Origin of the sequence: Pseudomonas sp. HTZ2 (genome assembly GCF_033173945.1) — a bacterium.
Lineage (GTDB): Bacteria > Pseudomonadota > Gammaproteobacteria > Pseudomonadales > Pseudomonadaceae > Aquipseudomonas > Aquipseudomonas guariconensis.
In genome coordinates this window covers 4397770-4410739 of record NZ_CP137332.1, presented here as the reverse complement: position 1 = coordinate 4410739, position 12970 = coordinate 4397770, and the positions used below count along the sequence as shown (strand labels likewise).

General features: G+C 59.5%; 7 protein-coding genes and 1 pseudogene. All 8 read left to right on the top strand.

Annotation, left to right across the window (positions count from 1 at the left end):
* Window positions 1-40 precede the first annotated feature (40 nt).
* A pseudogene (locus R6G97_RS25020) lies at window positions 41-442 on the top strand (HNH endonuclease); the annotation flags it as partial.
* 2 nt (window positions 443-444) lie between these two features.
* Window positions 445-1929 (top strand): type I restriction-modification system subunit M, encoded by a 1485-nt coding sequence (locus tag R6G97_RS20360; protein WP_185279959.1) that lies wholly within the window; start codon window positions 445-447, stop codon window positions 1927-1929.
* Complete coding sequence (locus R6G97_RS20355) at window positions 1926-3605, top strand: restriction endonuclease subunit S (RefSeq protein ID WP_317847423.1); 1680 nt, start codon at window positions 1926-1928, stop codon at window positions 3603-3605. The genes R6G97_RS20360 and R6G97_RS20355 overlap by 4 nt, the downstream gene beginning before the upstream one ends.
* A 17-nt stretch (window positions 3606-3622) precedes the next feature.
* Window positions 3623-4699, top strand: coding sequence for an endonuclease NucS domain-containing protein (locus R6G97_RS20350; protein ID WP_185279961.1), 1077 nt, complete (start codon window positions 3623-3625; stop codon window positions 4697-4699).
* A gap of 57 nt (window positions 4700-4756) precedes the next feature.
* Window positions 4757-7102: an anti-phage ZorAB system protein ZorA gene (gene zorA, locus R6G97_RS20345; RefSeq protein WP_317847422.1), complete on the top strand. Its 2346-nt coding sequence runs from the start codon at window positions 4757-4759 to the stop codon at window positions 7100-7102.
* On the top strand, window positions 7102-7866 hold the full coding sequence (locus R6G97_RS20340; RefSeq protein WP_185279962.1) for an OmpA/MotB family protein: 765 nt from the start codon (window positions 7102-7104) through the stop codon (window positions 7864-7866). The genes zorA and R6G97_RS20340 overlap by 1 nt, the downstream gene beginning before the upstream one ends.
* Window positions 7863-9908 carry an EH signature domain-containing protein gene (locus R6G97_RS20335; RefSeq protein WP_317847421.1) on the top strand — a complete coding sequence of 682 codons (2046 nt, stop codon included), beginning with the start codon at window positions 7863-7865 and terminating at the stop codon, window positions 9906-9908. Before R6G97_RS20340 ends, R6G97_RS20335 begins: the two co-directional genes overlap by 4 nt.
* Complete coding sequence (locus R6G97_RS20330; protein ID WP_317847420.1) at window positions 9909-12947, top strand: DEAD/DEAH box helicase; 3039 nt, start codon at window positions 9909-9911, stop codon at window positions 12945-12947.
* Window positions 12948-12970 lie beyond the last annotated feature (23 nt).

The window sequence follows — 12970 nt, the reverse complement described above, 5'->3', positions numbered from 1 at the left end:
GACTCCTAAATCTTCGGTCTCAACAGAGGAATTTCTAAACGATCCCAACCTCACCGACACCGAACGCGATGCCCTGATCAAAGCGCGCATCGGCCAGAGCGGCTACCGCGACGACCTGCTGGCCTACTGGGGCGGCTGTGCGATTACCGACTGCTGCGTACCGGAGTTGTTGCGGGCCTCGCATATCAAACCCTGGCGTGCTGCCAGCCCGGCCGAGCGGCTTGATCCGTTCAACGGGCTGTTGCTCACCCCCAATCTTGATCTGGCCTTCGACCGTGGCCTGATCAGCTTTGACGATCAGGGGCAGATTCTCCTTGGCGAGGATCTCGACCCCGACAGCGCCCGTGCGCTCAATATCACCCCTTGTCTGCGCTTGCGCCAGATCAAGCCGCAGCATCGCGACTATCTGGCCTGGCACCGTGAACACCTTTTCAGGAAGTAAGCATGTCCATCAGCAGCACCATCAAATCCATCCAGGACATCATGCGCAAGGACGTCGGCGTCGACGGTGATGCGCAGCGTATTGGCCAGCTTGTGTGGATGCTGTTCCTGAAAATATTCGACGACCGCGAGCAGGAGTGGGAGCTGCTCGATGACGACTACCGTTCGCCGATTCCCGAGAGTTGCCGCTGGCGTACCTGGGCGGCCAACCCGGAGGGCATCACCGGTGATGCCCTGAAGGACTTCATCGACAACAACCTGTTCCCGCAGTTGCAGAACCTCCACGAATACAGCACCACGCCGGCCACCTATGTGGTGCGTGGCGTGTTCGAGGATGCCTACAACTACATGAAGTCCGGCCAGTTGATCCGCCAGGTAATCAACAAGATTCAGGAAGGGGTGGACTTTAACAAGGCGCAGGAGCGCCACGCCTTTGGCGACATGTACGAGCAACTGCTGCGCGACCTGCAGAACGCCGGCAATGCCGGTGAGTTTTACACCCCGCGCCCGGTCACCGAATTCATGGTGCGCATGGTCGACCCCAAGCTGGACGAAAAGGTCATGGACCCGGCCTGCGGCACCGGCGGCTTCCTCACCTGCAGCATCGAGCACAAGCGCAAGCGCTATGTGCAAACCGCCGAGGACGAGCGCACCCTGCAGTCGAGCATCTTCGGCGTGGAGAAAAAGCCGCTGCCACACCTGCTGGCTACCACCAACATGATCCTGCACGGCATCGCGGTGCCCAACCAGATCAGGCACGACAACACCCTGGGGCGTCCTCTGATCAGCTGGGGGCCGGCGGAGCGGGTCGAGTGCATCGTCGCCAACCCGCCGTTCGGTGGCATGGAAGAAGACGGCATCGAAACCAACTTCCCCACGGCCTTCCGCACCCGCGAAACCGCCGACCTGTTCCTGGTGCTGATCATGCACCTGCTCAAGGACGGTGGCCGCGCCGCCGTGGTGCTGCCCGACGGGTTCCTCTTTGGTGAAGGCATCAAGAGTCGCATAAAGGAAAAGCTGCTGACCGAATGCAACCTGCACACCATCGTTCGCCTGCCCAACGGCGTGTTCAACCCCTACACCGGCATCAAGACCAACCTACTGTTCTTCACTAAGGGCACGCCCACCAAGGACGTTTGGTTCTACGAGCACCAGTACCCAGCAGGTTACAAAAGCTACTCCAAGACCAAACCCATGCGAGTCGAAGAGTTTGCTGTCGAGGAAGCCTGGTGGGGCAGCGAGGCCGATGGCTTTGCCGCACGCCAGGAGAACGAGTTCGCCTGGAAGGTCAGCATCGACGATCTGAAAAGCCGCAACTGGAACCTCGACTGCAAGAACCCTCACATCGGCGAACAGATCAGCCACAACCCGGACGAGTTGCTGCGTGACTACGCCGCGCTGCAAGGTGAGATTGGTGAGCTGCGCGATCAGCTCAAGGCCGTGCTGGCCGAGGCCTTTGCCGCACAGGCGGCGGAGCGTGACGCATGAGTACTGTGCTGACCGATAACCTGCCGCTGCTGGCGGGGGCACCAAAGGGCATCAAAAAACTGCGTGAGCTGATTCTGGAACTGGCGGTGCGCGGCAAGCTGGTGCCGCAAGATCCGAGTGATGAGCCGGCCAGTGAGTTGCTAAAGCGGATTGCTGAGGAAAAGGCACGGCTGGTGGCGGAGGGGAAGGTCAAGAAGCAGAAGACGTTGGCTGAATTTGGCGAGGAAGCCGAGCCGTTTGAACTACCAGCAGGTTGGAGTTGGGGGACATTAGCACAAGTGGCATTTGTTAACCCCCGCAATGCTGCGGCAGATTCACTTGAGGTCTCGTTTGTGCCTATGACCTTTATTGGTACGCGCTTCGATGATCAGCATGCGCAAGAGCCTCGCCTATGGGGTGAAGTGAAACAAGGCTTCACGCATTTCGCAGAGGGTGATATTGGTGTGGCAAAAATTACGCCTTGTTTTGAAAACAGCAAGGCATGCGTCTTTTCAAAACTCGTGAATGGACTGGGAGCCGGGACTACCGAACTGCACATTGTTCGCCCTGTCGGCGGAACACTTGATCCACGATTTGTGCTGGCCTATCTGAAGTCGCCGAAGTTCTTGCTTGTTGGCGAAACCAAGATGACAGGGACGGCAGGCCAGAAACGGTTGCCAAAAGACTTTGTTGAGACAAATCCGTTTCCACTCCCGCCGCTACCCGAACAACACCGCATCGTCGCCAAAGTCGATGAGCTGATGGCCCTGTGCGACCGGCTAGAAGCCCGGCAGGGCGATGCCGAAAGCGCCCATGCCCAACTGGTGCAGACGCTGTTGAGCAGCCTGACTCAGGCCAGCGATGCCGAAGACTTTGCCCAAAGCTGGCAGCGCCTGACCGAGTACTTCCACACCCTGTTCACCACCGAACCCAGTATCGACTCCTTAAAGCAAACCCTGCTGCAACTGGCGGTGATGGGTAAGCTGGTGGAGCAAGATCCTAGTGATGAGCCGGCCAGTGAACTGCTCAAGCGCATTGCCGAAGAAAAGGTGCGGCTAGCAGCAGAAGGGAAAATCAAGAAGCCGAAGCCGCTGCCACAGGTTGGCGCAGATGAGCGATTGCGTGAAATATCAAATGGATGGGAGCTTGTCAGATTCGGTGAACTCATTGAGCTGATTTCTGGGCAGCATCTAGGACCTGATGAGTACTTTGACACCCTGCAGGACGGGGCCATTCCGTATCTCACAGGTCCTGCGGAATTTGGTGAGGTCCATCCGCAGCCAACGCGATTCACTTATGAGCGGCGAGCCACCTCAATCCAGGGGGACATACTGTTGACAGTCAAAGGCTCTGGAGTCGGTAAAACCAACTTTGTAGACCAGGAAGAGCTCGCGATTAGTCGCCAGCTTATGGCCATTCGCCCAGTTCTGCTCGACACGCAGTTCACACGATATTTGCTGCTCTCGATGGCTGAGCATTTTCAAAGTAAGTCCATTGGTATAGCGATCCCAGGCATCTCACGTGAGGATGTGTTGGACACACCGATGGGGCTTCCCCCGCTCCAGGAACAAAACCGCATAGTCGCCAAAGTCGACCAGCTGATGGCCCTCTGCGACCAACTCAAAGCCCGCATTAACCAGGCTCGGCAGGTGCACGAGCATCTGACCAGTGCGCTGGTCGAGCAGGCCGTGGCCTAGGCAACAGGAACGCACGGATGCCCATTCGCACTCAGATCTGGACCGTCGACGCACAGCCCGCGCCGCTGAAAAGTGCCGTGCTGGCCAGCGAGCAGTTCCTCGAAGACATGATCGTCAGTGCCCCGGCGCTGCTCTCCGAGGACTGGCTGTTGATTGGCCGGCAGGAAAGCACCGGCCAGGGCGGGCGTATCGACCTGTTGGCGCTGGCGCCGGATGCTTCGCTGGTGCTGATCGAGCTCAAGCGCGAGCGCACCCCGCGTGAGGTGGTGGCGCAGGCGCTGGACTATGCGGTGTGGGTGGAGCGTTTGCAGGCCAACGAGATCGAAGCCATTTACCAGCGTTTCAAACCCGGCGCCGACCTGGCGGCGGACTTTCAGGCGCGCTTCGGCGCGCCGTTGGAGGCTGAGGCGCTGAACCAGAGCCATCAGATTGTCATCGTTGCCGCGGAGCTGGATACCAGCAGCGAGCGCATCGTCGGCTACCTGAGCGAGCGCGATATCGCTATCAACGTGCTGTGTTTCCAGGTGTTCCAACTGGGTGAGCAGCAACTGATCAGCCGCGCCTGGCTGCTCGACCCCAGCGAAGCACCGCAGGCCAGCAGCGTCAGCAAGCCCGGCATGCCGGCCGAACCCTGGAATGGCGAGTTCTACGCCTCGTTCGGCCATAGCAGCACGCGCGACTGGGCCGAGGCTCGGCGTTACGGTTTTGTCTGCGGCGGCGGCGGCAGTTGGTACAGCAACAGCCTGAAACTGGTCGGCCCCGGCGACCGCCTCTGGGTCAACGTGCCCGGCGCGGGCTATGTCGGCGTCGCCCGCGTAACCGGCCACGCCACGGCGGCCAAGGACTTCTGCCTCAGCGAGGGCGGCGTCGAGCGCCCGGCGCTGGAGCTGCTGCAAGCCGACTACCACCGCGCCTATGTCGATGACCCGCAGCGCTGCGAATACTTCGTGCCCGTCGAGTGGCTGTACAGCCTGCCGCTCAATGAGGCCGTGCGGGAAGTCGGCCTGTTCGGCAACCAGAACACTATCTGCCGCCCGACCACGCCGAAATGGCGCTGGACGGTGGAGCGGCTCAAGGAGCGCTTCGCCCAGTAGCGCGATGCCCTGCCAGGCATTTCTTCTTAATCGTTTGTCTTCACTGGATACACCACCATGCTGGATCTGCTGCAACACCTGATCCCCGATTTCGCCCATATGTTCAGCGCCAACCCCAATGGCATCAGTGCCTGGTTCTGGTCTGTCACCTTCGTACTCTTTTTTGGCTCCTTGGTAGCGCTGGTAGTGCATTACTCCCGGTTCAAGGCGCGAATGAAGGCACTGCACTCGCTTCTTGAAGGGCAGAGCAAGGAGACGCTGGCACAGAACCGCCGGGAAACCCTGCACAAGGCCGGTGAACTCAATGCGCCCAATGTGAGCATACTTTGGCGTGAATTCGACGAGAGCCTGGTTCTGTCCTCAGACCAGAAGCAGCTGTTCAACACGCTGGATGCCGAGCACTTCTTCAACCCGCGCACGCTGGCCGGCGGCTTGACTGCCAGCCGCTTGCTGGCGGCGGCGCCAAGCTTTCTGGTGGCTATCGGCGTGCTGGGTACCTTCGTCGGCCTGACTGTCGGTCTGGAAGGGCTGGTTGGCAGTACGGACGAGATCGAAGCGCTCAAGGGCGGGATCAATAAGCTGATCTCCGGTGCTGCCGTGGCCTTTATGACGTCAGTCTGGGGTGTGCTGTTCAGCCTGTTGCTCAACTTCATCGAGAAGATGTTCGAGCGTGCGGCGCTGCAGGGGATTCAAGCGCTGCAGCACGATGTGGATGCGCTGTATCCGCGCATTCCCGCCGAGCAGTCGCTGGTGCACATCGCCGAATACGGCAAGGAGAGCAAGGAGGCGCTGCAGGAGCTGCACGAGCGCATCGGCGAGCGCCTGCAGGAAACCCTGACCGGCATGAACGAGGCGATGCAGACCGCACTCACTGATGCCCTGAACAACATCATGGCGCCGGCCATTCAGACCCTGGTCAGCACCACCAGCCAGCAGTCCACTCAGGTGCTGGAAAGCCTGGTAGGCAACTTTATGGAAGGCATGACCTCGGTTGGCCGTGAGCAGGGCCAGCAGATGCAGCAGGCAGCGGCTAATGTGAATGCCGCCGTGAGTGGCATGAGCGAGCAGCTGAATCAGTTGTTCAGCAGCCTCAGCGAGCAGCAGAGCCAGCAGATGGCGGTGGCGCAGCAGCAAAGCTCGGCCTTCGAGGCGCAATTGCAGCGCATTAGCGGTTCTGCTGATGATCGTCAGGCACAGATGGAGCAGCGCTTCAGCGAGTTGATGGCGGGCCTGAGCGGCCAGCTACAGAGTCAACTGGGTGCGGCGCAGCAGCGTGACGAAGAGCGCCAGGCGCTGTTCGAGCGGGTATTGGGGCAGGCCAGCAGCAGCCAGACGGCGATGCTGGAGCAGTTCTCCCATTCGACCCGTGAGCAGATGCAGGCGATGGCCGAGGCCGGCAACGAGCGCCATAGCAATCTGGAGAAGGTGTTCTCCCGTTTGATGATGAACCTCAACACTCAGCTCGATACGCAGTTGGGCGCCGCCGAGCAGCGTGAGCAGGCTCGCGCGCAACGGCATGAGCAGCAACAGGCCGAGCTGCTCGAACGCCAGCAGCTGATGCTGGGCAGCCTGGGGCAGAGCAGCCAGCAGCAGATCAATGCACTCAACGAGGCGGCGGCGCAGCAACAACGTGAATTACAGAGCACCGTGGACAAGCTGCTGGGTGGCCTGACCACGCAGATCAGCACCCAGGGTGAGCAGGCCGAGGCTCGCGAGCAGGCGCGGCAGGAGCGCTTCCAGCAGCAGCTTGAGCAGGTTGCCCTGCAGCAGCAGGAGTTGCTGGCCGGTTTGGCCAGTGCCATGCAGGCCACTCAGCAGCAGAGCCGTCTGATGGCGGAGCAGCACCAGCGGTTGCTCGGCCAGCTCAAGCAGGCAACCGAGGCGGCTGCGCAGAGCAGCAAGCATATGGACAGCAGTGCCAATCAGCTTGGCCTGCTATCGACCAACGTGCGCTCGGCCGCCGAACTGTTGGGCCAGCGCCTGGAACAGGTGACTGCACGCATCGAGCAGGCAGGCGGGCAGAACGCCGAACTGGCCGGCCAGCTGCAGCAGCAGGCGACGATCCTGGCGCAGTTGCAGGGCACCCTCCTGGAAGGCGCTCAGCGCTTTGAACAGGCTGCCAGCGAGGCGCGTAACGGCTTTGGCGATATGAAAACGACCCAGCAGGAGTTCCTCGCCGGGGTGCGCCATGAGTTTACCTCGCTGGGCGTGGCGCTGCGTGAGCAGGTCGAGGCGGTGGAGAAGCAGGCCGAGGAGTGGCTGCGTAGCTATGCCGGTGAGGTGCGCGTGCAGACGGATGACCGCATGAACAAGTGGAATGAGGTCTCTCAGAACTATGCGGATCAGATGCACCGCATCGTGCAGAACATGAGCAGCATTCTGGATGAGCTGGAGGCACGCTAATGCGTCTGGGCAAAGCCAAAGAGGTCAGCGTCGACGAGGAAAATCCGTACTGGATGTCCTTCTCGGACATCATGTCGGCGTTGCTAGTGATCTTTATTCTGGCCTCGGTGATTCTGATCCTGCAGTTGATGGAGATTCAGCAGGAGCTGAAGGAGCGGCAGGTTCAGTTCGAGGAAGAAATCGTCGAACTGAAAAAAGCTGAGCAGGTGCGCCGCACCATTCTGGATGAAGCGGTTGAGGCCCTGCGCCGTCGCGGCATCAAGGTCGAGGTCAGCGAAAATCATACGGTACTGAGTATTCCCAACGATCTGCTCGGGTTCGACAGCGGCGCCTATGACATTCATGCCGCTTACCAGGAACGTGCGCTGGAGATCGGCAAGGTGATCCATGAGGTGATCGCCCGTGATGACAGGATTGAGTATCTCGATACCATCTTCATCGAGGGCCATACCGACAATCGGCCGTTCCCGGGGTTTATGGGCAAGGGCAACTGGGGGCTCTCAACCTTCCGCGCCATTTCTTTGTGGCAGTTCTGGGGCGCTGCCCTGCCGGGTGATGAGCAACTGGCCAACCTGAACAACAAGGATGGCAAGCCGCTGTTCTCGGTCAGTGGTTACGGTGAAACCCGGCCGGTGGTGGTAGACCAGCAGGCGGAAGAAGACTTCAAGCGTAACCGCCGTATTGACATCCGCTTCACCATTCGCCGCCCGGACAGCGCTGAGTACGAGCAGGTGCGTGAGCGCCTGGAAGAGGTGCAGCCGTGAAGTTGCCCCCGCTGCATATGCCCGTGGTCGAGTGGCCTGCCAGGACAATTGAAGTCTGGCAGACTCTGATCGAAAAGGGGGCCAGGATGGCGGCAGCGACAGGGCAGGGTGATGCGTTCGAGGCAATGCTGGCCCGTTTGCGCGATATGGCCAGCACCGGGCGTTTTGATGGCTTGCCGGCGTTGCTCAAACGCCGGCTTACTGCGCGAGCGCTGACCTGGCTGTGGTTGAACGACGAGGTTATCGGCAGGCGCCTGTTCAGTGTCCGCTTGCTCACTGTGCTGGTGGAGGCGCAGCAGCCGAGGCTGACGCGCATTACTCTGCAGCAACTGGCGCAGTTCTACTTCCGTCGCTTCGACAAGCTGGACGAGCACGAGGGGCTGCGTGAGAAGCTTGAGCAGGTTTTGCAGCAGCAACTGCAATTGTTGCCTGAACCCAGAGTCAGCGGGCCGCAAGCCGATCCGCTGTTAACCCTCAAGCGTGATGGACATTGGTTGTTGCCGCTTGACGGCCCGGTACAACTGGTCGAGCAGGTTCGCGACAGCGGCCATGAGCTGAGTGCAACCTTTGAGGCTCTGGGTCTTCAGGGCTTTGACGATGGGCGTTATGGCGATATCTGCCGGGCGCACTTCTACCTGGAGACCCTGCGAGGGCTTTCGCACGGTGAGTATGACCCGGTGCTGGACGAACTGCAGAAACCCTCTGTGGCCAAGGCGCCCTACGAGGGCGAGCGGCGAATCGGCCATATCGCGCTGGAGATTTTGATCGACCGCGTCGGGCAGGAACCGGGCGATGCCTGGTTGAACTTTATCCTCAATCTGGCGGGGGATCCGCGTATTTCCCGCAACTCGGCCAATTACCGAGAGTGGTGGCAGTTCCTCGGTGACGAGCGGGTGCATAAGGTTCGGGGTTGGTTGTCCAAGGAAGACTTGCGTCTGTTTTTGCAGGCGGTGGAACAGTTCGGTATCGAAACTCAGAACGACGATCTGCAGCGAATGTTCCCTGCACGCAAGCAGTTCCTGGAAGGCCTCTTCAAGCTCAAGCTGATCCGCAATACCCGTTTGCTGCTTGGTGGGCGGGCGCAGCATTCAGTCAACCGCATCCTCGGCAAAGAGGTCAAGACCACATTTGCGCGTATGGACGGGCAGATGAACGACAAGGCGGTGATCTATCTCGATTGCGGAGATTTCCACCTGGTTGAGGGCTCGCACAGCTTCAGAGTTTGGGTTTATCTCGCCTCGCCGGGCGAGGCTCTGCGCTCCTATGAGCGCTCAAGTTTCAGTCACGCTGATCTGACCACGGCTATTCCTCAAGCCTACAAGCTGCTTTATCCCAGCCTGCCCTATGATGCCTTCACGCATCACCCGCCGCTTTCCTGGCAGAACAGAGTGTTCAGTTTCCTGGCTGATAACGGTATCGCTCTGGATATCGAGCAGTTGCTCAATCGCAGTGACTACCAGTCTTACCTGCGCAAGTTTGGTATGCCTGTGGTCAATGCCAGGCGAACGGCAGTGCCGGCTCCTCGACAGCTAGATTCTCCTGCAGAGTCGGCGCGTTCCGCTGCTGACAGGACTGAGGCGACAATGCTGCCAGCGCCTCAGGGGCGTGCGCCTATAGCACAGGTAACGAGAGAATCCAGAGCTACTCCTGCACAAGAACCATTGGCTTCGCGTGCTGTGACGTCTTCTCCGTCTTCTTCAGTACGGCAAGGCACTCAGCAGCATTATCCCGTAGTGACGCGCTATGTAAGTCCTTCCGTAGTGAATGCTCCTGTCACGGCTCCTCCGATGCAGGCAAGCGAAGGACGGCTGGCAGGGTTGAAACCCTCGGCCCTGAAGATACTGCGCTACTTTGTGGATAACCCAGGCGATAAAGTCCGCTATGCGGCGAATGTGTTCGGTGTCGAAACGCGAGAAATCAATCAGATCTTGTATGGCCCATTGAAGGACATGTGCGTGCGTGATGAGCAGTACGGCTGGACGGTGAATGAGGCAGCACGTCTCGCGCTTGAGGCGTTGGATGAACAGGAAGGGGCCGAATAGATGGGGTTGATGGATATTTTCCGCTCGCTCATCGGTGAGCGGGATGGCGCGCTGAGTACTCAGCAGGGCTTTCAGTCGCAACCGGACTCCAATGGCTTGAACTTCTTCATGCCCACGCCCGCCTTCCAGGCGTTGCAAACTGGGCAGGGTAGTGCGCTGGCAAAAGTACAGTTGATCGTGTTCAACATGCTGACTGAGCAGGGCATTGCTGAAACCACCGCTAACGGTTTCCACATCGGTGCCGAAGATGTTTCGGGGATGGACCTTGAGCAGGCGGAAATCCTGCGCTTGCCAAGGCGCTTGCCGGGGCGCTTTCTGACCTCGATCAGTGGACGCACAGGCAACAGTGGTTTTCGTGTGGCGATCACCTTGGAAATGCCGGATGGTGCTGCCAGCTTCACACGCAAAGGCCCTTATTTGTTCCTGACCAGCAGTGAGTGCTACTGGCTGACGCCGGCTGAAATGATGGGGTTGCAGGCCTGGGAGCGGCATGAGGCGCTGCTGCCGGAACAGCGTGGTGAGGCGGCCAATCTGCGTTTGATGGCTGAACTGCAGACCGCCGCACGCAGCGGTATGCGCATTGACCTGAGCCACTTCGAGCGGCTGGATGTGGTGGTGCCGGAGAACATCGGGGTTATCGCCACGCGCTTGCCAGATGGCAGCCTTCAGCTCTGCCCTAGCCTGGGGGATGGCTCCACTGCTGATCAGTTGGAGAAACGCTGGTCGCAGTTGGACATGACGGCCGATGGCGGCGTGCTGCGGATTGACAATCGTGTGCTGTTGGTGGATCAGGCGAGGATGGAGGGTATCCGCAATGTGCTGGCGAACAAGCGTATTCCGGCTAACCAGGTAAACGAGTTTATTGCGACGCCCACGGCGTTTCTCGATGCTGCGCTGGTCAATCTGGAGGTGGGCTTCTCCGCCCGGGTTGCGGGCATCGGCAAGCTTCAGCACATGGACTTCGGCGCGCTGGATGCAACTAAGAATGACTGGTTTGCACTGGACAAACGCCCGGCACCTGCCGCTATTCTGGGCAAGCTGATTCAGTCTCCCGAGGATTTGCAGCGCTTCGAAGGGGTACTGCAGGCGGCTAATGAACAGGGCGCGACGAGTGTGGCGTTTGCTGGCGAAGTGATCGATATCTCCGATGCCCCGGCCGTTCAGCAGGAGCTGGCCAAGGCTCGCCAGAACATGCACCCGGTCAGCGATAGCGAATCGCGTGACGAGGAGTACGAGCCCCCGGAAGGCAAGGAAAAGGTCGGGGTCATTCTCAAGGATGCCGACGAGATAAATTCGGCACTATTGCACAAGGCGGCTGCTGCAACGCCGTTGACTGTGCCCGACTGGTCGGTTTACGCCCGGCAACCGTTCCCTCATCAGCGTGAGGGGATCGAGTGGATGTTGAAACTGATGGGCGCTGCGTTGCAGGATGAAGCGGATGACCTGTATCGCCTGCAGGGCGGTCTGCTGGCTGATGACATGGGCCTCGGCAAGACCTACATGTCGCTGGTTACGGTCGGGGAATATCTGGCCAGTCAGCGCGCGGCTGACAAGCCACAGAAACCAGTTCTGGTGGTGGCGCCGCTGAGCCTGCTGGAAAACTGGGAGGATGAAGTCGGCAAGACTTTCGCCGGCATTCCCTTCCGCGATGTGGTGGTGCTGCAGTCGGGGCGAAGTCTGCGCGACTATCGCGTCAACGGTGCTGAGCGCGAATCGGTGCAGTTGGCGTCTATGATCGATGACAGCAGTGGCATGATGGATGAACAGAGCATTCGCTATGCGCTGCATGTAGGGCCGGAAGCTGGTGTGCATCGTCTGGATATGGATCGCCGCTTGGTACTGACGACCTACCAGACCCTGCGCGATTATCAGTTCTCTCTGTGCCGTATCGACTGGGGCGTGGTCATCTTCGACGAGGCGCAGAACATCAAGAACCCCAATGCGCTACAGACTATTGCGGCCAAAGGGCTCAAGGCGGATTTCAAACTGCTGGCAACCGGCACGCCGGTAGAAAACAGCCTGGGCGATTTCTGGTGCCTGATGCATACGGTGCAGCCCGGTTTGCTGGGGGGCTGGGAAAACTTCCGCGATACCTGGATCAAGCCGATCCTGGCTGCCAGCGATGATGAGCGAGATGAGGTCCGGACGTATTTAGGCGAGCAGCTACGGCGTGCGGTTGGCATATTCATGCTGCGGCGGGTGAAAGAGGATCAGCTCAAGGGCCTGCCAACCAAGACCATCCTCAGTGGTGTCGAGCAAGCTGATCATGGCCTGCAACGGCATGCGACGCAGTTGGGTGTGGTGATGAAAGGCAACCAGTTACAGTTCTACGATGAAGTCCTCAACAGCTACCGGGCGCGACGTGCGAGTGCTGAGGATATGCGGGGTACCGCACTGGCGGCATTGACTCAGCTGCGCTCGATTTCCCTGCACCCACGCCTGGAGAATGAGCCGGCGCTGTACAGCGAGGACGGCAAGCAAGCGCGGCAACTGATGATGGAGTCCGGCAAGCTGGCGGTGATGCTGCAGTTGCTCGATGAGATTCGTAGCAAGGGTGAAAAGGTCATTTTATTCATGATGACCAAGCGTCTGCAGCGAGTCCTCAAGCTCTGGCTGGACCAGATCTATGGCTTGAATGTATCTGTGATCAATGGCGATACCAAAGCGGTCGCGACACGTGCGGAAGACATGACGCGCAAGCGGATGATTGCCGAATTTGAAGCCCACAGCGGTTTCAATGTGCTGATCATGTCGCCAGTCGCTGCGGGGGTCGGTCTGACCGTGATCGGGGCCAATCATGTGGTGCATCTGGAGCGCCACTGGAACCCGGCCAAAGAGGCACAGGCATCTGACCGGGTTTACCGGATCGGCCAGACCAAACCGGTATTCATTCACCTGCCTGCTGTCACTCATCCCCAGTTTGATTCATTCGATGTGCACCTTGACCGCTTGTTGCGCGGAAAACTGATGCTCAAGGATGCTGTTGTGACGCCGGAGTCGGTCAGTGAAGGTGAGATGATTCAGTCGATGGGCCTTTAAAGAATCTGTACGGGCGAGGTGAA

Excerpts from the sequence above, each read along its gene's own strand:
- R6G97_RS20360 (WP_185279959.1), top strand. The coding sequence starts at position 445 with ATGTCCATCAGCAGCACCATCAAATCCATCCAGGACATCATGCGCAAG.
- R6G97_RS20355 (WP_317847423.1), top strand. The coding sequence starts at position 1,926 with ATGAGTACTGTGCTGACCGATAACCTGCCGCTGCTGGCGGGGGCACCA.
- R6G97_RS20350 (WP_185279961.1), top strand. The coding sequence starts at position 3,623 with ATGCCCATTCGCACTCAGATCTGGACCGTCGACGCACAGCCCGCGCCG.
- zorA (WP_317847422.1), top strand. The coding sequence starts at position 4,757 with ATGCTGGATCTGCTGCAACACCTGATCCCCGATTTCGCCCATATGTTC.
- R6G97_RS20340 (WP_185279962.1), top strand. The coding sequence starts at position 7,102 with ATGCGTCTGGGCAAAGCCAAAGAGGTCAGCGTCGACGAGGAAAATCCG.
- R6G97_RS20330 (WP_317847420.1), top strand. The coding sequence starts at position 9,909 with ATGGGGTTGATGGATATTTTCCGCTCGCTCATCGGTGAGCGGGATGGC.